Raw genomic sequence first — 22,319 nt, forward strand, 5'->3', positions numbered from 1 at the left:
CTATTTCTCCTTCATCAGTTCATTAAATAAATTATTAAATCCATCTTTTTGCATTTCTGCTTTTATTTCATTCCCTGCCCTCACCAATTTTGCCTTTTTTACTTCAAATTCTTCCATTTTTTTCTGGGCAACTTTTAATATCATCTGACTTTCAGCATTTAGCATCAACATATCGACCATTGGCTGAAGAGTCCTTTTAGCATCCGCATAGCCTTGTTCAATACGCTTTGCTGAACCATCCGGAGTAAAATCCAATGTTCCAGTCAATGCATTGCCCAAATCAATACTTGGAACAATTTCAATTATCGTTGAATTAGGATACTTGTCTTTATCAATAATGGAATCCCGACTAAGGTGAACAACAAATATATGTTCAACCCCTGTCTCATAAATTGGGTCAATCGGTATATTATCTCCAACTATCGGAACCCCACCATCACAATATTTATGTCCTTCAAATTCCTCATTTAGAAAAACAACTGGTATTGCAGATGAAGCTAACAATATTTTAATAATGCCATCAGCGTCCAATTCGTTTAGCTTAAATCGTTCAACATTTAGCGATGGACATCTTAGACACGTGGCAAAGCATAGAACATCACTGTTTTGCAAAAGCGGAAAATTGATTCCATCATGAATTAATTCAATTAATCCATTCCTTGAGAACATATAATCTGAACGTATCCTCGTTAATAATAGCCGTGCAATAGCCTCTGCCCCCATAGCTGTTTCAGAAAGTACTAAAGACGAAATGCGTCCCATGGGTCCCGTTAAAGAAATACCTGCCGTAGCAAAAAATTTTACTACATCCTCTGGCTTGATTTCTTTCGGTGATAATATTTTTTTAGGTTCTATATTAAGCCATAAATCTTCTGCGATTTCATAAGAACTACCAACAAATAATGCGGCATTCAATGCTCCCACAGACGTCCCTGAAACCGATCTGACATATTGGTCTAATCCAATTTCGTGAAGATATTTCCAAACTCCTATTTCATAAGCACCTTTACCACCGCCACCAGCAAAGACCAACCCGATTCCTTTCATCGCTCATTCTCCTACTTCCTTTTATTTTGAAACAAATGAATTTCTTTGTTTTTTACACAGAATGCTATCTGTTCTTCTAATAGCCTCTTTCTCTGTGCACCGTGTAATGTTATAAAATTGAAGCACACAACCAGTTCAGGGTATGATGAAACGAAAGTTCTTCTTAATGCAATTATTTTACTCACCGAAATCTTGCAGCCCTCTGGGACATTGATGTTCAATACTCGTATTCCATTTTGTACTTTAAATTCACCAACTGATAGTCCTTGTTGCAAGATAAATTCCTTCATTTCTTCATCAAGTTGATATTCTTCTACCAAATGTAATCTATCAATATCATTCAAGACATTATTAACCAATAACAACTTTAGTAGTTGCTCAATATTATCAATTCTTTGACTCTGCTTCTCTAGAATTTCAATAAAATATGAAAACTCTTTATTATTTTCCAAAATATACACTCCTATGTAAACATTAATAAGTTTACATTATTTCAATGACATTATTTGTCATTTTTATTATCTTTTCTCCAATTAATATACTTCCCCGACTTTATCCTCTCATCCTTAGGCTTTTCTGCAACCTCTGAAATTTTTAAGTAACCGTTCATAATTTACCTCACATAATAAACAAAGGGCATAGCCTCATTATCGAAATAATAAGACTGTACCCATAATCAATACTGCAACTGGCTGACATTTAACGGTTCCTATAGTTTTGCGTCACACATTTTCACAAGTTTTGCCTCGATATCATGATAGTACTTATTATACGCTTGTATACGCACAACGTCAATTATTTTTTAGTCACAACGAACATTTTATCTTGAATCACGCTTTTTCTTTTGTATATTTTACACAAATAGAACATATGCTATGTCTAAACCGAAACCTTAAAAAAAGAATTATGGGATGAAAAGATTGCCGACAGCCTAAACTGTTCCTCATCGTTTCCCATTATACCGCACCTAAAAAGGACCTTGAAAGAGGTTACTCTCTCAAGGTCCAAACTCACAATAATACAATTTTTTCCTACGCCAAATAATGTAAAAGTATATTTTTAGTACAGCTTTGCTCCTGCCGGAATCTTATCATCTACAATCAGCACATTCAGTCCTTCTCTTCCTTCCACAATGTGTGTGGCTGAAATGATCATACCGCAGGAATCGATTCCCATCATCTTTCTTGGCGGCAGATTTACGATAGCAATCAGTGTCTTTCCTACCAGCTCTTCCGGCTCATAGTAATCATGAATACCGCTTAGGATCACACGGTCTTCTCCGCTTCCGTCATCCAGTACGAATTTCAGAAGCTTTTTGCTCTTAGGTACTGCTTCACACTCTTTTACTTTTACAGCGCGGAAGTCAGACTTGCTGAAGGTGTCAAAGTCAACCATATCTTCAAATAATGGTTCTACCTCTACCTTAGAGAAATCAATGGTTTCTTTCACTTCTTCGATGACTTTTTCAACTGTTTTTGTCTCAGTTGTTTTCTCAGACTGTGCCGCATTGTTTGCCTCGTTCTTTGCTGCGCCCTGAGATTTCATTGTGGGGAACAGCAGAACATCACGGATGGCTGCGCTGTTTGTCAACAGCATGCACATTCTGTCGATACCGAATCCGATGCCGCCTGTAGGAGGCATACCGATTTCCAGTGCGTGAAGGAAGTCTTCGTCTGTAGTATTTGCTTCTTCGTCACCCTGAGCCAGCAGCTCTTCCTGAGCTTTGAATCTTTCTCTCTGGTCAATGGGGTCGTTGAGCTCTGAGTAGGCATTTGCCATTTCCCAGCCGTTCATAAAGAACTCGAAACGCTCTACATACTCCGGATTCTCTGGTTTCTTTTTCGTAAGAGGAGAGATTTCAATGGGATGGTCCATAACAAAAGTAGGCTGGATCAAATGCTCCTCAGCGAACTCTTCGAAGAACAGAGAAAGAATATCTCCCTTCTTATGGCGTTCTTCAAACTCTACATGGTGTTCTTTTGCTACAGCTCTGGCTTCTTTCAGGGTATGGATCTCGTTAAAGTCTACACCTGCATATTTCTTAACTGCGTCTACCATGGTAATGCGCTCAAAAGGTTTACCCAGATCCATCTCAATGCCGTTATAAACAATCTTTGTAGTTCCCAGAACTTCCTGGGCCACATGACGGTACAGATTCTCTGTAAGGTCCATCATGCCGTGATAGTCGGTATATGCCTGATAAAGCTCCATAAGAGTGAACTCTGGATTATGTCTGGTGTCCAGACCTTCGTTACGGAACACTCTTCCGATTTCGTAAACCTTTTCCAGTCCGCCTACGATCAGTCTCTTTAAATACAGTTCCAGAGAAATACGCAGCTTAAAGTCCTCGTCAAGAGCATTGAAATGAGTCTCAAAAGGACGGGCGGCAGCCCCACCTGCGTTGGCAACCAGCATAGGTGTCTCTACTTCCATGAAGCCCTGTCCGTTTAAGTAGTTCCGGATGCTTGCCAGAATCTTAGAACGTTTGATAAAAGTATCCTTTACATCTTCGTTCATGATCAGATCCACGTATCTCTGACGGTAACGCAGATCTGTATTTGTCAGACCATGGAACTTCTCAGGAAGAGGATTCAGGCTCTTGGAGAGCAGTGTCACTTCAGTAGCATGAATAGAAATCTCCCCTGTTTTGGTCTTAAACACTTCGCCTTTGATTCCTATGATATCGCCGATATCCAGTTTCTTGAAATCTTTATATGATTCCTCTCCAATATTGTCTCTTGCCACATAGGCCTGCATAGAGCCCTGGAGATCCTGGATGCTGCAGAAAGAGGCTTTTCCCATAACACGTTTGGACATCATACGCCCTGCCAGGGTAACCTCTTTTCCTTCGAACTCATCGAAAGCATTTTTAATTTCCATGCTGTGGTTTGTCACATCATATTTTGTGATCTGGAAAGGATTCTTTCCGTTTGCCTGTAAATCGGCTAATTTTTCACGGCGGACCTGTAATAAATGGTTTAAGTCCTGCTCCTGGGCTTTCTTCTGTTCTGCCACTTCGTACACTCTCCTTCTATATAGAATTATATATTTCTTTCAATTTCCAGAACTTTGTATTCCATAACTCCTGAAGGCATCTCTACGGAAACGGTATCCCCCTTCTTCGCTCCGATCAGAGCCTTTCCAACAGGAGATTCATTGGAGATCTTACCTTCCAGACTGTTTGCTTCTGTAGAACCTACAATCCTGAATTCCATCTCCTCATCAAATTCTACATCGTATACTTTGATCTTACATCCAACGCTGACCTTGTCCAGATCAACCTCGTCTTCTACTACTACCTCTGCGTTTTTCAGGATTTTCTCAATTTCTTCAATCCTGGCTTCTATGTCTCTCTGCTCATCTTTTGCAGCATCGTATTCTGCATTCTCAGATAAATCTCCCTGCTCTCTGGCCTCTTTGATCTTATCTGCTACTTCTTTTCTTTTGTTTACCTTCAGATCATGTAGTTCATCTTCCAGTTTTGTCAATCCCGCATAGGTAAGCAATGTTTTCTTTTCTTCCATTTTTTGTACACCCTTTCTTATATTCTGATATATGGACTTTTGCCCCTATAAACGCTTCTTAACAGTCATAATATTATAAATAATACCCTGATATATGTCAAGTAATAATGTTCGATTTTTACTACATTGTCTGTATCAGCTCTTCCAGTTCTTCCCAGCTCTCCACCTCGTTGACCTTTCTCCGCACAGCCGCTGAATGGGGCATTCCGGAAGTATACCAGGCAATATGTTTGCGCATTTCCCGGATTCCTGTATAGGCCCCTTTGTGTTCCAGCTGGAGTCTTCCGTGGCGAAGCATCATTTCTTTGATTTCTTCTTTGTCCGGCGGCGGCAGAAGCTCACCTGTCTCCTGATAATGAAGTATCCTGGAAAAAAGCCAGGGATTTCCCTGGACGCCCCGTCCTATCATAATGCCGTCACAGCCTGTTTCCCTTACTATGGCCTCTGCTTTTTCAGGGGAATCTATGTCTCCATTTCCAATGACCGGAATAGAAACTGCCTCTTTTACCTGCCGGATAATATCCCAGTCTGCCTGTCCGGAATAATACTGTTCCCTGGTCCTTCCGTGGACGGCTATGGCTGCAGCTCCTGCATCCTCTGCGATTTTTGCAATTTCCACTGCATTTACACTGTCTTCCGTAAATCCCTTTCGGATTTTCACTGTTAAAGGCTTCTCAATGGCCCTTGAAACCTTATATATGATTTCATGAACCAGGGCAGGATTTTTCATCAGTGCAGAGCCTTCTCCGTTATTTACCACCTTTGGGACCGGACATCCCATATTTATATCCAGAATATCAAAATTTCTCTCTTCTATCTGTCTGGCAATCTCTGCCATAAGGTCCGGCTCTGAACCAAAAAGCTGGAGAGACACCGGTCTCTCCCTCTCATCGATCTGCATAAGGCTTTCTGTATTTTTATTTTTATAATATATGGCCTTGGCGCTTACCATTTCTGTACAGATCAGCCCTGCTCCCTGCTCTTTGCACAGGAGGCGGAAGGGGAGGTCCGTTACACCTGCCATAGGCGCCAGCACCAGATTGTTTTCCAGTGTTACGTTTCCGATTTTAAGCTTCATTCCTGCTCTCTGCCTCTTTGTTTTTTTCGTATATGATCCGAAGGCCCTCTAAAGTCAGCCGCTGGTCATAGATATCGATGGCCTCAGTCTCCCTGGCCAGTACCTTTCCCAGTCCTCCGGTAGCCACTACCTTGAGATTTTCCAGACCGGATTCTTCCTTCACTTTCTTTACAATATACTCTACCTGTCCGATATAGCCGTACACCAGCCCGGCCTGCATACTGGTTATGGTGTCTTTTGCCAGTATGGATTCCGGCTTTTCTATGGCAAATTTCGGAAGTTTAGCCGCCTGCTGCCACAGGGCTTTAGCGCTGATCTCCAGCCCTGGAGATGTAATCTCCGCTACAAATTCTCCTTCTTCATTTACCAGGTCGTAGGTAGTAGCTGTACCAAAATCAGCAATCAGCACCGGCCCTCCATAAATCTCATAGGCAGCTGCCGCATCCACGATCCGGTCCGCTCCCAGAGATCTGGGATTTGCTGTCTTAATGACAATTCCCGTAAAACTATCTGCCTTTACAAGATAAGGCTTTATATGGAAGTATTTTATGATGCTGCTGGTAAGAGAATGCATAACATCAGGCACAACTGAGCTGATAATGGCAGCGTCCACCCCTTCCTTATTGATTCCCCGGTATTCCAGCATATTACAGATAAAAATCCCGTATTCATCAGAGGTCCGGCTGTAGCCTGTAGTCATCCGAAAAGTTCCCTTTAATTCTTTCTCCTCAAAAACTCCCAGTGTTATATGCGTATTTCCAACATCTATAACCAGCAGCATGTCCTATTCCTCCAGCCCTTCCCCCAGGAAGAACACCCGGTAATATAATTCCAGAGACTCCAGAAGCTCTCTTTTGGTCTTTCGAAGTTCTTTGATCCTCAGCACACTACCGATATCGTCAAACATAGCGTCAGCTTCCAGGGCTTCCACCTGAAACTGAAGATTTCCCTCTTCATCAAACTCCAGAGTAAGGATTCCGCCGATTTCCTCTGTGTACATAACGCACATGATCTGCAGCTCATCCTTTATCTGCTGAGGCAGGGCAGAAAAATCTTCATTAAAATAATATTTCTGTTCATAGGCGCTGGCGCCGCATAAAACTACTTTATCTTTATACATTTTCACATTCCTTTTCTCTTTATACATAGCTGTACAGTCCCCGGACGGAAACCTCACCTGACAGGATTTCTCTCAGATTTCCATGACTGTCTTCCACCAAAAGCTCGCCCCTGTCATTGATTCCCCTGGCAGTTCCCTGCCATTGGCTGTTTTTCTCCAGGATTCGTACCTGCTGGTCTTTGTTCAGAAGAAGGCTTTCATAGTCTTCTTTCATTAGGGAAAGGTCTTTGGTTCTGAGAAATTTTTTATAATTTTCTTCAAAGCACTCCATAATCCTGGCGATTCCTTCAATTCTGTCTGCCTCTTCTCCTATTTCCAAAGCCAGGGAAGTAGCCTTGTCCCCAAGCTCTGGGGGGAATTTTTTCTGATTTACATTAATCCCCACTCCGATCACGATATACTCTGGATTCTGGCCCTTTAGCTTCATTTCTGTGAGAATACCGCAGATTTTTTTTCCGGAATACACCAGGTCATTGGGCCACTTGATACCTGCCCTTTTTCCTGTAAGCTGCTCCACACCCTGGGCCACAGACAATCCCATGACCAAAGTGAGCTGGGAAGCAGATAACGGCTGAATCTCAGGTTTCCACAGAAGAAGGCTCATATAAATATTCTCTCCCGGAGGAGAGGTCCATACTCTTCCCTGGCGGCCTTTTCCGGCGGTCTGTTTTTCCGCCACAAAAAGGGCGCCGTCTGGATTTTTGATTCCTTTTTCCATCCAGATACGGCTCCCTGCATAGTCTTTTGCCCAATTATTGGTGGAATCTATCTCTTCTTTCCACAGAACCTGCCGGGCAATCTTTTCAGTTCTGAGACATTCCTGAAACCGCCCGGCAGGGAAATACTGTTGGTTATTATCTTTGCACATTAAATTTCTGCTCCCAGAGTAGCGGCCATCACAGCTTTAATGGTATGCATCCGGTTTTCCGCCTCGTCAAAGACTACAGACTGAGGAGATTCGAAGACTTCATCTGTAACTTCCATCTCTGTAATGCCGTATTTTTCTCCCATTTCCTTTCCGATTTCTGTATTCAGGTCATGGAAAGAGGGCAGACAGTGAAGAAAGATTGCCTGGCTTCCTGCATTTTCCATTACTTCTTTTGTTACTTTGTAAGGAGACAGCTCCCGGATTCTTTCTTCCCATACTTCGTCAGGTTCACCCATGGATACCCATACATCTGTGCAGATCACATCGGCTCCCTTTGTACCTTCCTTTACGTCTTCTGTAAGGGTGATCGTTCCTCCTGACTCTTTTGCATAGCCTTGGCACTGCTCTACCAGTTCCTGGTTTGGGAAATATTTCTTCGGAGCACAGGCTACGAAATGCATGCCCATCTTGGCACAGAGGATCATCAGAGAATTTCCCATATTATATCTGGCATCTCCCATGTATACCAGTTTCAGGCCTTCTACTTTTCCCAGGTGTTCTTTGATTGTCAGAAGATCCGCCAGCATCTGCGTGGGGTGATACTCGTTAGTCAGCCCATTCCACACCGGAACTCCCGCATACCGGGCCAGTTCTTCTACGATTTCCTGACCAAAGCCTCTGTATTCGATACCATCATAAATCCTTCCCAGAACTCTGGCTGTATCTTTAATGCTCTCCTTTTTTCCAATCTGAGAGCTCTTAGGGTCCAGGAAAGTGCTTCCCATTCCCAGGTCGCTGGCTGCAACTTCAAAAGAGCAGCGGGTTCTTGTACTGTTCTTTTCAAAGATCAAAGCAATGTTTTTTCCTCTGAGAACATCTACCGCTTCTCCTTTTTTCTTCTTCTCTTTCAGCTTTGCTGACAGGTCAATGAGATACTCGATTTCTTCTTTTGTAAAATCTTTCAGTGTGAGAAAATTACGTCCTTTTAAGTCCATATTGCTTTTCCTCCTGTTTTGGTTTTTATATATTCAGACTGATACAGCTATGCCCTTATCCGCTAATTTCCTTCCATAATAACATGCTTTCCTTGTACAGGGCAATAGTTCAAGTCATTTTTCCCTGATAAATCGTAAAAGTTTAATCCGATGAAACAGCAAAAAGGACCCCTGCATGTCTGCAGCGGCCCCCTTGCCATCTGTTTCACTTTATTCCCGCGAGCAACGAGCCAAGCGGGCATGCTCGCATGTCCATTTGGCGACTGCCGCGAGGGTCTTTTATTTATTTTCACTGTCTTTGATAACTTCTGTCAAAGAAGAAGCAAGTCCGGCAATTCCCTGTATTTCAGAAGGAATAATGATCTTTGTGGATCTGCCGTCTGCTGCTTTCTGAAATGCCTCCAGGCTCTTCAGAGTCAGCACCGCCTGGTCTGCTCCGGCTTCTTTGATAAAACGGATACCGTCTGCATTGGCCTGCTGCACTTTCAAAATCGCTTCTGCCTTACCTTCTGCCTCCCGGATCATCTTCTCTTTCTCAGCCTCAGCACGAAGGATGGTTGCCTGTTTTTCAGCCTCTGCGTCAAGGATTTCCGATTCTTTCTTTCCTTCTGCCACAAGAATGGTGGATTTTTTCTCACCTTCTGCACGGAGAATAGCTTCACGGCGTTCACGTTCCGCCTTCATCTGTTTCTCCATGGCTTCCTGGATAGCTGCCGGCGGAATGATATTCTTCAGTTCCACACGGTTTACCTTAATGCCCCAGGGATCTGTGGCTACATCCAGAGATGCTCTCATCTTGGTATTGATAATCTCTCTTGATGTAAGAGTAGCGTCCAGCTCCATATCACCGATAATATTACGAAGAGTTGTTGCTGTCAGATTTTCAATAGCCATAATGGGATTTTCCACGCCATAGGTAAAGAGCCTTGGGTCTGTAATCTGGAAAAACACAACTGTATCGATACGCATGGTAACATTATCTTTTGTGATCACCGGCTGAGGAGCAAAGTCCACAACCTGCTCTTTTAAATTTACCTTCCGCGCAACCCGGTCAATAAAAGGAATCTTAATATGCAGTCCCGTTCCCCAGGTTGCCAGATACATTCCCAGCCTCTCAATAATTAATGCATGCGCCTGAGGCACGATCTTGATGCAGGAAGCTGCCAGGATCAACAGCAAAACTACTAACACAATTACTACAATTAAACCAGCCATACTACTTTTCCACCTCCACAATCAGTTTGACGCCTTCCACCGCCAGAACTTTCACTACTTTTCCTTCTTCAATCGTATCTCCATTTTCTGACTTTGCAGTCCAGACCATGCCGTCCACCATCACCTGTCCTTCTGCCTTCAGATTATCTATGGTCTCTACCACCACCCCTGTCTTTCCCGGTATACTATCTACATTGGTTTTCTGCTGGTTCTTGTTCATATACCTTACAGCCAGAGGTCTGGTAAATACCAGCAGCACCACTGAAACCGCAAGAAACAGCAGAATCTGGAGCCAGACAGGACCGCCCAGAAGTGAAACCACAAGGGCTGCTAAAGCTCCTCCCGCAAACCAGATGGTGGTAAGTCCCAGTGTAATAATCTCAATGACCACCAGAACTGCCAGGATAATAAGCCAGATAATAGGGATCATTCCCGCTGTTACTGCCATTTTCCCACCTTCTCCTTATTTTATTCCTCAAAGCAGCTTCTCCCAATGTGAAAAAGGGAATCTTCTCTGTAAAGCAGAGCCCTGACTTTGATAGGTGACTTTATTATATCTTAATTTTCTGAAATCAACAAGATTTTCTTGAATTATTTAACAAATCTGGCACACATTTTACAGAATTGAAACATATTAAAAGATGTGTGGAATTTTGTCTGTGAAGGTATAGTGCAGAATGAATTTCCAAAAGCAAAAAGAGCATCCAGAAACTTCTCTCTTTTCCCGGACGCTCTTTTCGGTTAATTCTTTTTTCTTATTTCTTAATAAAATGTCTGATTTGCAATTGTCAGTCCGCTTCCTCCCCCTGCATGGAAGAAGAGGCAGTCTCCTACAGTGTTTGCCCCTGCAAATACGTCTCTTGCTGCATCATAGCAGTCCTGTCTGGCACCTCTGCTCAATACGGAAGCAAGCTTTCCGCTGGCTACCGGGGAGAACTGGCCGCTCTGGTAAATAACCTCGGAGATGGTATTGGGGAACTGAGAGCTTCTCACCCGGTTCATTACCACGGCTCCAACACCGATTTTGCCTTCGTAAGGCTCTCCTCCTGCCTCGCACTCAATGATGGCTGCCATCAGGTCCAGGTCTGCCTGGGATACAGAAGCAGATACCTGGGCTGCCGCCTGAGCTTCTGCTTCAGCCTGGGCCTGAGCCGCCGCCTGGGCTTCTGCTGCTGCCTGAGCCTCTGCTGCTGCCAGAGCAGCTTCATCTACTGCCTCTGCACCTACAATATCAGCTCCTGCACCGTAGGAAGCTTCGAAAAGCTGCCTTGCAGCATCTCCGGTAACCAGAAGGTCTCCCCTGATATATCCTTCTACTTCTCCGGATACTACCTGCAACCAGCCATTCTCTTCTCCTACTACAGTTACCACAGCTCCTGCAGAAAGCTTACCTACCCGGTCTGTTCCGATGTCAGATCCCTGACGGATATTGGCATATGTATTTACATTTGCCGCCGCCTTATCTGACCAGTCAAAGGACTCCTCCTGTACGGCTTCCTGCACTTGTGCTGTATCTATATTCTGATTCTCCCCTGTCGTGTCCGCCATAGCCGGAACCGCCATTGTGACAGTCATCACTCCAACTGTTCCCACACAGGCCAAAAGTTTCTTCATTCTCTCTTTCATGAAATATAACCTCCTATAAGTCTGTAACATTTTTGTTATCATTTGTTACAAATTTATTAAGCTATGTTACGGACATATTCTATCAAGGTTACATTTTATTGTCAAGCGGGTAATTTTTGTAACATTTCACAGAATTTAGGAGGTAAAAATCCTAAAAAAGGTAATTTTGTAAAAAATATGTATTATTTTGTTAATTTAAACAATTTTCCCGGACTGTTTTTCTTGTAAAGACACTCAAGAATTTCTTCTCTGCCGGGAAGCCTCATACATCAGGATTCCGGAAGCCATAGCTGCATTGAGAGACTCTACTTGCCCCTCCATGGGAATCCGGATCCAGATATCTGCCTTTTGGGAAAGCTCTCTGCTTAATCCATTTCCTTCATTTCCAATAAAAAAAGCCGTGCCCTTTGTGTAATCCTCCTGGTCATAACTGTTTTTTCCTTCCAAATGTGCCGCGTATCCGGTGATTTTCTTTTTCCTGAGCCAGGGAAGAATCTCTTCCTGAATGGAGGAAGTGTAATAGAAAGGCATACGGTAAACAGAACCCATTGTAGAACGGATTACTTTTGGATTGTAAATATCCACAGAATTTTTCGACAGGATAATCCCTGTTACCCCTGCTCCCTCCCCAGTTCTGAGAATCGTTCCCAGATTTCCCGGGTCCTGAAGGTCTTCCAATATCATAAGAAGAGGGACTTTTCCCTCTGGCACCAGCTCCTCCAGGGTACAGTCTCTCATCTTTATCAGACACAGCACTCCCTGAGGCGTTACCGTATCGGAAAGTGTCTTAAAGACTTTATCTTCCACAACTTCTATGATTTCTCTCTCTTCTTTCTCCAATCCTTTCTCTCGAAGTATCTCCTTCCAGGTTCCTTTTTCGGCAAAAGCACCAGAAAGATATACCTTTTCAATCCTGTCTGCCGGGGCTTCCCGGAACATCTTAAGTCCCTCTGCAATAAAAAGCCCTTCTTCTCTTCTTACTTTTGATTTTTTCAATAATTGCTGTATTTTCTTTATCTGCCCATTTGACGTACTTGTGATCATATACCTGCCTCCAGTATTAAATTTCAGATATCCTGGTATAAAGAAAAGGCGCACTGCATTGATTTGCCGCACGCCTTTTTCTCTTCTGATAATGCTTTCTTTATGCCTGATTCTTTGTGTAATTGTGAGACAAAGAATAGCTGACTTCGTACTGATATTCGGAAATAGATTTCTTCATAGACAGCGCTTCGTTGATGTCCATATCCACATACTCACCGTTTCTGTAGCAGATTACTCTCTTCGTCTTTCCTTCCAGAAGTACGTCCACTGCTTTGGCTCCCATAATAGAAGCATAAACACGGTCTTTACAGGTAGGTGTTCCGCCTCTCTGCATGTGTCCCAGGATTGTTGCTCTGGTCTCGATTCCTGTGGCAGCCTCAATACGTTTTGCCATAGCTTCAGAATGGCCGATACCCTCTGCATTAATGATAATGTGATGCTTTTTACCTTTCTTACGGTTATCAATAATGTTATTAATGATCCGCTGCTCATCATAGTCATATTTTTCAGGAAGAAGAATATCTTCCGCACCATTGGCAATACCGCACCACAGAGCAAGATAGCCGGCATCCCTTCCCATAACTTCAATGATACTTACACGCTCATGAGAAGTAGAAGTATCACGAACTTTATCGATTGCTTCCATAGCTGTATTGACAGCTGTGTCAAAACCAATGGTATATTCTGTACATGCAATATCCAAATCAATAGTTCCAGGTACGCCTACAGCATTTACACCCAGATTTGCCAGCTTCTGAGCACCGGCAAAGGAACCGTCACCACCGATAACTACCAGACCGTCGATACCGTGTTTCTTACAGATTTCGGCAGCTCTTTTCTGTCCTTCTTCTGTACGCATTTCTGCACAACGGGCAGTATAAAGAATCGTACCGCCCTTCTGTATGGTATCTGAAACATCCACAGCAGTCATATCTATAATTTCTTCATTCAATAGGCCTGAATAGCCTTTTAAGATTCCTTTCATCCTGATTCCGCGGCTTAAGCCTCTTCTTACAACCGCACGGATTGCCGCATTCATTCCCGGAGCATCTCCACCACTTGTTAAAACGCCAATTGTTTTGATTTCTTTATTCGCAGTCATCTTTCTCCTCCATATTCTCGCAGCCCTTTGTTTTGATTTTCATACATCGAATCGTTCTTATTTTATAGCATTTTCTGGATATTTTCAATACTCTTTTCTACAACTTTTACATTGTCCTTTCCGTACTTTTCGTACAGATTGTCGAGAAGTTCCTGATTTATCCTTACATTTTTTGATGGTCCCAGCTTTTTTACTGCCTTGGGAGAGCGGATATAGATTACCACCGCATCCTTGCCGTCTGAGTCTCTGATATCCTGATAGAGCTGCTCCTCTTGTGCCAGAAAGGCCTCTTTGTTCTCAAACTGGAACCAAAGTTCTCTTGGAACACTGTCAAAAGGATAGATATTTTCACAGATCAGCTTGCTGGCTTTGTCATCCTCAGCGGAAACCCGTCCCTGGATAAATACCTTGGCGTCTACATCCATAAACCGGACATTTTTTTCATAATCTCTGGGAAATACTACGATTTCTACAGTTCCCACCAGATCTTCCAGGGTAAGAAAAGCCATGATTTTATTGGTTTTCGTATATTTGATGGTTTTGGCTGTGATCATTCCGCCTACTACGGCTCTGGAACCGTCTCTTACCTTAGGCGCTCCCGTCTCTTCGTCCGGCTGAAAATCCCCGGTTACCGCAGTTATATTTTTCTTCCATCTCTCTGTATATTCTTCCAGAGGATGACCGCTTATATACACGCCAAGGACTTCTTTTTCAAAGGCCAGTTTAGCCTCTTTGGGATATTCCTCTACGTCCGGCATACGGATTTCAAAGGCCTCTTTTTCTTCATCAGAAACCAGATCAAAAAGGCTCATCTGCCCTGCCATTACATTCTTTTTCTCTTGATTTACAGAATCCAGGATCTGGGCATAGACCATCATTTTTTGCCTCCGGTTTCCCGGAAGACCGTCAAAAGCTCCGGCTTTGATAAAGTTCTCAATGACCTTTTTATTTACATCTTTTCCAGACATCCGTTCAATAAAATCCTGAAGATTTTTAAAGTCTCCCCTCTGGCTTCTCTCCTCTACGATTTCCTTGATCACCGGCCTGCCGATGCTTTTAATAGCCGACAATCCATAGCGGATAGAGCCATTATCCACAGAAAACTGGCTTTCACCTTTATTAATGTCCGGAGGAAGAATAGCTATTCCCATCTTTCTGCTGGAAAGGATATACTCCGCCACTTTAGAAGGATTATCAATAACAGAAGTCATAAGAGCGGCCATAAATTCTACCGGGTAATAATATTTGAGATATGCGGTCTGATAGGCCACCAGGGCATAGGCCGCTGCATGGGATTTGTTAAAAGCATACTTGGCGAAATCAATCATCTCGTCATAAATCTTATTGGCCACTTCTTCTGAAATCCCTCTGTTAATACAGCCTGGAACTCCTTCTTCCTCATTGCCGTAAACAAAGTTCTGCCGCTCTTTCTCCATGACAGCAGCTTTCTTCTTGCTCATGGCCCTGCGGACCAGATCGCTTCGTCCCAGAGTATAGCCTCCCAGAGACCTTACAATCTGCATAACCTGCTCCTGGTACACAATACAGCCATAAGTCGGCTTTAAGATAGGCTCCAGTTCCGGACAGTCATAATGGATACTGTCTGCATGGTTCTTTCCTTTGATATATTGAGGAATAAAGTCCATGGGGCCTGGGCGGTACAGCGAAATTCCTGCAATAACGTCCTCCAGATTCTGGGGTTTCAGCTCCTTCATGAAGCTGGTCATCCCTGCACTTTCCAGCTGGAACACTCCATCTGTCTTTCCAGCTCCCAGCATCTCATATACATTCTTATCATCATAATCAATATGATCGATATCCAGGGAAAGTCCCTTATCTCTCTCAGCCAGTTTTACTGCATTCTGGATGACTGTCAGGGTTCTGAGGCCCAGGAAATCCATTTTCAGAAGTCCCAGTTCCTCCAGTGTAGTCATCGTAAACTGGGTAACGATAGAGCCGTCAGAGGCTCTGGACAAAGGTACATATTCATCCACTGCTTTCTGGCTGATGACCACTCCCGCTGCATGCATAGAGGTATGTCTTGGAAGACCTTCCAGTCTTTTACTCATATCGATAAGAGTCTTCACTGTTTCGTCAGTTTCATAGAGATTCCGAAATTCCGGATTCATGGTCAGAGCTTTGTCTATGGTAATATTAAGCTCATTGGGGATCATCTTGGCGATGGCATCACACTGGGCATAGGGCAGGTCCATAACCCTTCCCACGTCCCGGATAACGCCTCTGGCCGCCATGGTACCAAAGGTAACAATCTGGACCACCCGGTCTTTTCCGTATTTTCTCACTACATAATCAATAACTTCCTGGCGGCGTTCAAAGCAGAAATCCACGTCAATATCCGGCATGGATACGCGCTCCGGATTCAGGAAACGTTCAAAGAGAAGATCATATTTAATCGGATCCAGCTTTGTGATCCCCAGGGTATAGGATACCAGGCTGCCGGCGGCAGAACCCCTTCCAGGTCCCACCATAATATCATGGTCTCTGGCATATTTGATAAAGTCCCATACAATAAGGAAATAATCTACATAGCCCATCTTTTTAATGACGCCCAGCTCATATTCCAGACGTTCTTTCAGCTGCTCCATATTTTCAGAATACCGTTCTTCCAGACCTTCATAACAAAGCCTGTTCAAATATTCCCAGGAAGTATACGGGGCCGGCACATCGAATTTCGGCAGTTTGGTCACACCGAATTCAATTTCCACATTGCACCGGTCTGCAATCTTCTGAGTATTGGACAGGGCCTCCAGAGCGTAGGGAAACAGTTCTTCCATCTCCTCAGGAGATTTCACATAATACTGCCCACCCTCATACCGCATTCTGTCCTCATCCTGAAGGCGCTTGCCCGTCTGAACACACAGAAGAATATCATGGGCCTGCGCATCCTCTGCATAGGTATAATGGATATCATTGGTGGCTACCAGCTCAATTCCTGTCTCCTGGCTCATTCTCAAAAGCTGCTGGTTGACTAGTTTCTGCTGAGGCAGCCCATGGTCCTGGAGCTCCAGAAAGAAGTTTCCTTTTCCAAAGATTTCCTCATAGCGAAGGGCAGCGCTTTTGGCCTCTTCATACATGCTCCTTGCAAGATTTCTTGCAACTTCTCCTGCAAGGCAGGCACTTAGTGCAATAATTCCTTCATGATATTCCTGGAGAAGTTCAAGGTCTACCCTTGGTTTGTAATAAAATCCGTCAATAAATCCCTTGGACACAATCTTCATCAGATTCTGATATCCAAGATTATTTTCTGCCAGCAGGACCAGATGATAGTATCGTTCATCAGAATGCCCCGCTTCTTTATCAAAACGGGAACCGGGAGCGACATATACCTCACAGCCCATGATCGGCTTGATGCCTGCTGCTTTTGCCGCCTTATAAAAATCAATGCAGCCAAACATGACTCCATGGTCTGTTATGGCTGCACTGTCCATTCCCAGTTCCTTTACTCTGGCTACATATTCATTTATTTTATTGGAACCGTCCAGCAGACTGTATTCCGTATGTACATGTAAATGAGCAAATTCCACTGTCTTTCTCTCCTTCGTTTCGCAGCTGTCCTATTCTTCTTCTCTCCGCTTTCTCAGCAGAACATTAAACCATTTATTATTTCTGTCTTCCCTTACATCACTGGTCTTCCATATATCAATAACCTGGATTTCAGGAAAAGAATCTAAAAGATCATTCAGCGAATCTCTGTTATAGTCGTAGAAATACCTGCCGTTGAATCTGCCCTTCCGGTCTCCTTTCCGCACAGAAAAGTAAAGAATGCCGTCCTCTTTTAAAGCTGACAGTATCTTGCCCATCACATCTTTTATCTCTTCCGGGGGAAAATGTCCCAATACAGCACAGGCCCAGATTCCATGAAAAACATTCCTGAATTCCATCTCCTCTACCCTAAGATGAAGAACTTCTCTTCCTGTATGGATGCTGGCCAGGTTGCACATTTTTTCAGACCCATCCATAGGGGTCACCACACAGCCCTCATCTTCCAGATACACAGTATCTCTGCCGGAACCGCATCCTAGATCAAGAACATCTGCACTTTCCGGCAGAAGCTCCACAAAACGTTCCAGCTGTTCTTCCATGCTTAAATCTACAGTCTCTTCATAATATGGCACGGCATATCGGTCATAATAATCTATCGAGTCCACTGATTTTCCTCCTTTTGGACATAAACATAAGTTATCATTGATTATACCATAATCTTTTTTTCTGGAAAAGCATTACAGTATATAAATTTTCCCGTTTTTCAGCTCTATTTTTTTCTCTTTCAGAAGGTGTCCCACTGCCCGTTTAAAAGCATTTTTGCTGAGCCCGAATTCCCTCTGTATCAGTTCCGGCGCAGCCTTGTCATCAAAAGGCAGTACACCGTCAAAGTCTTTAATAGTCTCAAAAACATTCTCCGCATCCTCATAAATCTGAAGATATGCTTTTTTCTTTGGACTTAAAGTCAGTTTGCCGTCTTCTCTCACTGCGCTTACACGGCAGGTTACTTCTTCCCCGACTTTGTAACCTCCCTGGGCCTCCTGTCTGGGTATCATGGCAGAATACTTATAGTCCACCGCCACAAAAACTCCAAAGTTATCACTGATCTCATACACCACCCCTGTAACGGTATCTTCTTTGTCATAGGGCGCTTCTGTGGAGAGATAATGGTATACTTTCATAGTTCCGCACAGCCTGCTGCTCTTGTCAATATATACTGCTGCCAGAACTTCTTCTCCTTCATGGAGCTTCTTTGTCTGCTCTTTATATGGAAGAAACAGATCTTTTTCCAGACCCCAGTCCAGAAAGGCGCCGATTCTTGTCACCTGAGCGACCTTCATTACTGCCAGCTCTCCCAGAACAGCCTTAGGCCTGTCTGTAGTTGCGATCAGACGGTCAGAAGAATCCTTGTAAATAAAAACCTGGAATCTGTCCCCTTCTTTGGTTCCCTCCGGCACTTTTTTTCCCGGAAGGAGCACCCGCTCCTCCTGACCTGCATCAGTCTTTTCTCCCAGGTAAACGCCGAAATCTACTTTTTTTACCACTGTTAATTCCTGTACTTTTCCTAATTCGATCATACTGTCTCCTTTTATTTCCGCAGTTCCACCACTGCATAGACTTCCTTTTCAGGGCTTTCCAGAACCACTGTATAGACGTCTTCCTCTTCCTTTACCTTTGGCAGGATCACGTCATTTAAAACTGCCTGTTTCTTATATTCTGCCCGCATTTGTCCCACTGTAAAATCTTCCGGAAGATATTCCTGGGCCATAAGCACATACTGTCCATTGTTCACATGATGATTGGTATCCAGATGATGGGGCCTTACCTGAAAAGAAGGATATTCCTTCATACCTTCAGGAATAGCGATCTTCCTGGAGGAATAATCCATATCCAGCTTTTCCCCCAGCGTATAGGCCTGCAGCTGTTTTTCATCTGGGTTCACCGGTTTTCCGGAAGCAGCATCCAGAAATGTCCAGAGACTGTTAGCATAGGCAATCAGTTCTCCATTCTCGTCCTCCATGGTAAAATTCCGGTTTCCCAGAAATCTTTTAAAAGCATACGGCCAGGTAGAAATCCTGATTTTTTCAAACAAAAGAGGATATCTCTTTACAACGATCTGCCAGGACGTCAGTACCCATATCTGGCCTTTTTTTGCCAGATAGTCCATTCCCACCCCTATACTCTCTGAATGAAAAGTACAGCAGTCCTGAAAATAGTTTAATATTCCATTTAATGTCAGCCTTCGGTCTTCTCCGGTTTCACTGTACCGGACCCTGCTGTCAAAAGAAAATCCCATAGCACATCCTTCTCCCAAATCTCTATATACGAAAATATCCCAGACACTTGTCTGGGATATTCGTAGCTGGGCTACAAGGATTCGAACCTTGAAATGACGGAGTCAGAGTCCGTTGCCTTACCATTTGGCGATAGCCCAATATTTTCAATGTTGTCTCACAACAATAGTTATTATATATCATCTCTTTTTAAAATGCAAGCACTTTTTTTATTTTTTTTAATTTTTTTAATTTTTTTCTAGTATCTTTTTTATAGGGATTTTTCTGCTTTTAAGGATACTTTATATAGATTGTTCTTGCTTCTCCGCCATGATACAATAAATAGGCTACCGCCCCTAGACAGGTAGAGGAAGGGGGTGCGCACCAATGAGTGAATTTCTGTCATTTTTTCTTTCCGTTTTGGCAAGTGTTGTTGCCTACTTCATTTGCAAATGGTTGGACGGAGAGCAGTAACAGGTAGCCAGCCTAAGGTATAAGCCGCCTTCCCAAAATGGAATAGAAACTCCCCAAAGCTGCAACTTCGGGGAGTTTCATGCGCTCAATGAGCATTTCTGTCATTTTGCCTACAGGCATTATATCATATGCCAGGGGCTGTTTCAAGTATTCCACTGTTTTATCTTTTCTAGTCTAACTCACGTCTATCCGGTATTTTTTTAATTTTGTCAGCATAGAATATATCCCGGTAAAATTATTCTCATATAGTTTCAAAAAAGGCGGTGTACTATGTCCTATTATCCTGTTCTTGTAAATAAAGTCTATCTCCTGCCTCCTGACTACATACCTGATGACCTGGAAGAGGCAGGTATTCCCTTCTGCGCCCCTCCTGGTTCCGAAAAGCGTCTTCTGAGAAAAAAAGCCTCTGATGCTGCAGTCCGGCTTTTTACCCAGGCAGCTCTGGACAAAATGGGCCTTATGGGGGTTTCCGGCTATCGTTCCTACCGGCGGCAGGAAGAATTATATAGGGATGCTCTGAGAAGGAAAAGCTCTGCAGTGGCTCCTCCCGGCGCCAGTGAACATCAGACTGGTTTTGCCCTGGACCTTTCCTGTCCCCAGGTAAATTTTGAACTGGAAGAAGCTTTCGCAGAAACCCCGGAAGGCAGATGGCTTGAAAAGCATGCTCCTCTTTACGGCTTTGTAATCCGCTACCCAAAAAACAAAGAAAACATCACTGGTTTTCCATGGGAACCATGGCATATCCGCTATGTGGGAGAGCCTCTGGCTCTGTATCTTTCCATGACCGGCATGACCTTGGAAGAATATCACAAATTATAGAAGAAAACTTTCTTTTTTTAAGTGAAAGTGCTATAATGGCAGAAAATACGTGCGGCAAGGCGCATAGAAGAAATATAAAGGAGCAGCATTTATGAGAGCCTTGAATTTAACCCTATTAACAGATTTATATGAATTGACCATGATGCAGGGATATTTTAAAAATCCCACAGATCAGATTGTGGTCTTTGACGCTTTTTACAGAAAAAATCCCTGTGACGGAGGATATGCCATCGCTGCGGGGCTGGATCAGATTATTGAATATATCCGGGATCTGCACTTTGCTCCTGACGATATTGACTATCTCCGGTCCCTGAATATTTTTGATACGGATTTTCTGGAATATTTAAGAGGATTCCATTTTACAGGAGACATTTACGCCATACCGGAAGGAACTGTAGTATTCCCCAGAGAACCTCTCCTGAAGGTGATCGCTCCAGTCATGGAGGCTCAGCTTGTAGAGACTGCTATCCTGAACATGCTGAATCACCAGAGCCTTATTGCTACCAAGGCATCCCGTGTGGTTTATGCAGCCAGGGGTGACGGAGTTATGGAATTCGGACTTCGCCGGGCTCAGGGGCCTGACGCAGGCATCTACGGTGCAAGGGCGGCAATGATCGGAGGCTGTATCGGAACATCCAATGTCCTCACAGGTCAGATGTTCGATGTTCCCGTAAAAGGTACTCACGCTCACAGCTGGATCATGAGCTTCCCCGATGAATATACAGCATTCAAAACCTATTCTCAGCTTTATCCTGATTCCTGTATCCTTCTGGTAGATACCTATGACGTATTGAACTCCGGTGTTCCAAACGCTATCCGGGTATTCCAGGAAATGCGGGAAGAAGGCACTCTCGCAAAAGGTTATGGAATCCGCATTGACAGCGGTGATCTGGCCTATCTCTCTAAAAAAGCTTATAATATGCTGGCTGCTGCAGGCTTTGAAGACGCCATTATCTCAGCTTCCAGCGACTTGGACGAATATCTCATCGACAGTCTGAAAGCCCAGGGAGCAAAAATCAATTCCTGGGGCGTAGGTACTAATCTTATTACATCCAATGGCAATCCCGCCTTTGGAGGAGTATATAAGCTGGCCGCCATCAAGAATAAAAACGATGAGGAATTCACCCCTAAGATCAAGCTTTCAGAAAATATTGAGAAAGTTACCAATCCGGGAAATAAAACTGTCCAGCGTATCTATGACAAGACCACTGGAAAAATCCGGGCAGACCTTATCTGTCTGGCAGATGAAACCTTCGACACCAGCAAAGATATGATCATCTTTGATCCTATGGCAACCTGGAAAAAGACCAAAATCTACGGAGGCACTTACACTTTAAAAGAGCTTCTGGTTCCTGTCTTCCTTAAAGGACGGTGTGTATATACTTCTCCTTCCGTAATGGAAATCCGGGAAATCTGCCAGAAAGAAATGAATACTCTGTGGGACGAGACCAGACGCCTGGTAAATCCTCAGGAAGTCTATGTAGACCTTTCCGACAAACTGTTCAAGATCAAGACCGATCTCCTGGAACAGATGGGACAGGCATCTATAAAATAGCTTCTGGGCTCTTGCCCCCACGTGCACACAGAACAGCCCCTGTCGGCGCTTCACAAAGCAGCCGACAGGGGCCTT

At 43.7% G+C, this 22,319-nt stretch carries 20 protein-coding genes, 1 tRNA gene and 1 riboswitch; of the genes, 2 read left to right on the forward strand and 19 right to left on the reverse strand.

What is annotated here, in order from left to right; genetic code table 11:
• The 19 genes from B5G00_RS13180 to B5G00_RS13270 form a co-directional block, all read right to left on the reverse strand.
• On the reverse strand, positions 1-1,047 hold the full coding sequence (locus tag B5G00_RS13180; RefSeq protein WP_087273490.1) for a patatin-like phospholipase family protein: 1,047 nt from the start codon (positions 1,045-1,047) through the stop codon (positions 1-3).
• 11 nt (positions 1,048-1,058) lie between these two features.
• Positions 1,059-1,499, reverse strand: a complete 441-nt coding sequence (locus B5G00_RS13185; RefSeq protein WP_087273492.1) for a hypothetical protein — start codon at positions 1,497-1,499, stop codon at positions 1,059-1,061.
• A 228-nt stretch (positions 1,500-1,727) separates the two neighbouring features.
• A riboswitch (cyclic di-GMP riboswitch) is annotated at positions 1,728-1,803 on the reverse strand.
• 303 nt (positions 1,804-2,106) lie between these two features.
• Positions 2,107-4,062 carry a lysine--tRNA ligase gene (lysS, locus tag B5G00_RS13190; RefSeq protein WP_087273495.1) on the reverse strand — a complete coding sequence of 652 codons (1,956 nt, stop codon included), beginning with the start codon at positions 4,060-4,062 and terminating at the stop codon, positions 2,107-2,109.
• Positions 4,063-4,088: 26 nt separating this feature from the next.
• Positions 4,089-4,571 carry a transcription elongation factor GreA gene (greA, locus tag B5G00_RS13195; protein ID WP_087273497.1) on the reverse strand — a complete coding sequence of 161 codons (483 nt, stop codon included), beginning with the start codon at positions 4,569-4,571 and terminating at the stop codon, positions 4,089-4,091.
• Between the two features lie 121 nt (positions 4,572-4,692).
• Positions 4,693-5,649 carry a tRNA dihydrouridine synthase DusB gene (gene dusB / locus B5G00_RS13200; RefSeq protein ID WP_087273499.1) on the reverse strand — a complete coding sequence of 319 codons (957 nt, stop codon included), beginning with the start codon at positions 5,647-5,649 and terminating at the stop codon, positions 4,693-4,695.
• Positions 5,639-6,430 (reverse strand): type III pantothenate kinase, encoded by a 792-nt coding sequence (locus tag B5G00_RS13205; RefSeq protein WP_087273501.1) that lies wholly within the window; start codon positions 6,428-6,430, stop codon positions 5,639-5,641. Before B5G00_RS13205 ends, dusB begins: the two co-directional genes overlap by 11 nt.
• A 3-nt stretch (positions 6,431-6,433) precedes the next feature.
• The gene (locus B5G00_RS13210) at positions 6,434-6,769 is read right to left on the reverse strand and encodes a DUF6145 family protein (protein WP_087273552.1); all 336 of its coding nucleotides are present in this window, start codon (positions 6,767-6,769) and stop codon (positions 6,434-6,436) included.
• Positions 6,770-6,788: 19 nt separating this feature from the next.
• Positions 6,789-7,637, reverse strand: coding sequence for a biotin--[acetyl-CoA-carboxylase] ligase (locus tag B5G00_RS13215; RefSeq protein ID WP_087273503.1), 849 nt, complete (start codon positions 7,635-7,637; stop codon positions 6,789-6,791).
• The gene (argF, locus tag B5G00_RS13220; RefSeq protein ID WP_087273505.1) at positions 7,637-8,632 is read right to left on the reverse strand and encodes an ornithine carbamoyltransferase; all 996 of its coding nucleotides are present in this window, start codon (positions 8,630-8,632) and stop codon (positions 7,637-7,639) included. The genes B5G00_RS13215 and argF overlap by 1 nt, the downstream gene beginning before the upstream one ends.
• 279 nt (positions 8,633-8,911) lie before the next feature.
• On the reverse strand, positions 8,912-9,847 hold the full coding sequence (locus B5G00_RS13225) for an SPFH domain-containing protein (protein WP_087273508.1): 936 nt from the start codon (positions 9,845-9,847) through the stop codon (positions 8,912-8,914).
• Between the two features lies 1 nt (position 9,848).
• The gene (locus B5G00_RS13230; protein WP_242971364.1) at positions 9,849-10,295 is read right to left on the reverse strand and encodes an NfeD family protein; all 447 of its coding nucleotides are present in this window, start codon (positions 10,293-10,295) and stop codon (positions 9,849-9,851) included.
• Between the two features lie 314 nt (positions 10,296-10,609).
• Complete coding sequence (locus B5G00_RS13235; protein WP_087273510.1) at positions 10,610-11,473, reverse strand: cell wall hydrolase; 864 nt, start codon at positions 11,471-11,473, stop codon at positions 10,610-10,612.
• Between the two features lie 234 nt (positions 11,474-11,707).
• Positions 11,708-12,517 (reverse strand): TrmH family RNA methyltransferase, encoded by an 810-nt coding sequence (locus B5G00_RS13240; RefSeq protein WP_087273512.1) that lies wholly within the window; start codon positions 12,515-12,517, stop codon positions 11,708-11,710.
• Positions 12,518-12,617: 100 nt separating this feature from the next.
• Positions 12,618-13,619 (reverse strand): 6-phosphofructokinase, encoded by a 1,002-nt coding sequence (pfkA, locus tag B5G00_RS13245; protein ID WP_087273514.1) that lies wholly within the window; start codon positions 13,617-13,619, stop codon positions 12,618-12,620.
• Positions 13,620-13,681: 62 nt separating this feature from the next.
• Complete coding sequence (locus B5G00_RS13250) at positions 13,682-17,164, reverse strand: DNA polymerase III subunit alpha (protein ID WP_087273516.1); 3,483 nt, start codon at positions 17,162-17,164, stop codon at positions 13,682-13,684.
• Between the two features lie 30 nt (positions 17,165-17,194).
• Positions 17,195-17,788, reverse strand: coding sequence for a class I SAM-dependent DNA methyltransferase (locus tag B5G00_RS13255; protein ID WP_087273518.1), 594 nt, complete (start codon positions 17,786-17,788; stop codon positions 17,195-17,197).
• Between the two features lie 72 nt (positions 17,789-17,860).
• Positions 17,861-18,700, reverse strand: a complete 840-nt coding sequence (locus B5G00_RS13260) for a CvfB family protein (protein ID WP_087273520.1) — start codon at positions 18,698-18,700, stop codon at positions 17,861-17,863.
• An 11-nt stretch (positions 18,701-18,711) separates the two neighbouring features.
• Positions 18,712-19,419, reverse strand: a complete 708-nt coding sequence (locus tag B5G00_RS13265) for an acyl-[acyl-carrier-protein] thioesterase (protein ID WP_087273522.1) — start codon at positions 19,417-19,419, stop codon at positions 18,712-18,714.
• 66 nt (positions 19,420-19,485) lie between these two features.
• Positions 19,486-19,557, reverse strand: a tRNA-Gln gene (locus B5G00_RS13270).
• 583 nt (positions 19,558-20,140) lie between these two features.
• Here B5G00_RS13270 and B5G00_RS13280 point away from each other — a divergent pair.
• Together B5G00_RS13280 and B5G00_RS13285 are read left to right on the forward strand one after the other, a co-directional pair.
• Entirely contained in the window at positions 20,141-20,689 is a 549-nt protein-coding gene (locus B5G00_RS13280; protein ID WP_087273525.1) for a M15 family metallopeptidase, read from the forward strand.
• A gap of 91 nt (positions 20,690-20,780) precedes the next feature.
• The gene (locus B5G00_RS13285; protein WP_087273528.1) at positions 20,781-22,244 is read left to right on the forward strand and encodes a nicotinate phosphoribosyltransferase; all 1,464 of its coding nucleotides are present in this window, start codon (positions 20,781-20,783) and stop codon (positions 22,242-22,244) included.
• Positions 22,245-22,319: the final 75 nt, after the last annotated feature.

Source organism: Blautia sp. An46 (assembly GCF_002161645.1).
Lineage (GTDB): Bacteria > Bacillota > Clostridia > Lachnospirales > Lachnospiraceae > Blautia > Blautia ornithocaccae.

Excerpts from the sequence above, each read along its gene's own strand:
- B5G00_RS13180 (WP_087273490.1), bottom strand. The coding sequence starts at position 1,047 with ATGAAAGGAATCGGGTTGGTCTTTGCTGGTGGCGGTGGTAAAGGTGCT.
- pfkA (WP_087273514.1), bottom strand. The coding sequence starts at position 13,619 with ATGACTGCGAATAAAGAAATCAAAACAATTGGCGTTTTAACAAGTGGT.
- B5G00_RS13285 (WP_087273528.1), top strand. The coding sequence starts at position 20,781 with ATGAGAGCCTTGAATTTAACCCTATTAACAGATTTATATGAATTGACC.
- greA (WP_087273497.1), bottom strand. The coding sequence starts at position 4,571 with ATGGAAGAAAAGAAAACATTGCTTACCTATGCGGGATTGACAAAACTG.
- B5G00_RS13265 (WP_087273522.1), bottom strand. The coding sequence starts at position 19,419 with ATGGGATTTTCTTTTGACAGCAGGGTCCGGTACAGTGAAACCGGAGAA.
- B5G00_RS13260 (WP_087273520.1), bottom strand. The coding sequence starts at position 18,700 with ATGATCGAATTAGGAAAAGTACAGGAATTAACAGTGGTAAAAAAAGTA.
- B5G00_RS13205 (WP_087273501.1), bottom strand. The coding sequence starts at position 6,430 with ATGCTGCTGGTTATAGATGTTGGAAATACGCATATAACACTGGGAGTT.
- B5G00_RS13280 (WP_087273525.1), top strand. The coding sequence starts at position 20,141 with ATGTCCTATTATCCTGTTCTTGTAAATAAAGTCTATCTCCTGCCTCCT.
- B5G00_RS13210 (WP_087273552.1), bottom strand. The coding sequence starts at position 6,769 with ATGTATAAAGATAAAGTAGTTTTATGCGGCGCCAGCGCCTATGAACAG.
- B5G00_RS13230 (WP_242971364.1), bottom strand. The coding sequence starts at position 10,295 with ATGGCAGTAACAGCGGGAATGATCCCTATTATCTGGCTTATTATCCTG.
- B5G00_RS13215 (WP_087273503.1), bottom strand. The coding sequence starts at position 7,637 with ATGTGCAAAGATAATAACCAACAGTATTTCCCTGCCGGGCGGTTTCAG.
- B5G00_RS13235 (WP_087273510.1), bottom strand. The coding sequence starts at position 11,473 with ATGAAAGAGAGAATGAAGAAACTTTTGGCCTGTGTGGGAACAGTTGGA.
- dusB (WP_087273499.1), bottom strand. The coding sequence starts at position 5,649 with ATGAAGCTTAAAATCGGAAACGTAACACTGGAAAACAATCTGGTGCTG.
- B5G00_RS13240 (WP_087273512.1), bottom strand. The coding sequence starts at position 12,517 with ATGATCACAAGTACGTCAAATGGGCAGATAAAGAAAATACAGCAATTA.
- B5G00_RS13225 (WP_087273508.1), bottom strand. The coding sequence starts at position 9,847 with ATGGCTGGTTTAATTGTAGTAATTGTGTTAGTAGTTTTGCTGTTGATC.
- argF (WP_087273505.1), bottom strand. The coding sequence starts at position 8,632 with ATGGACTTAAAAGGACGTAATTTTCTCACACTGAAAGATTTTACAAAA.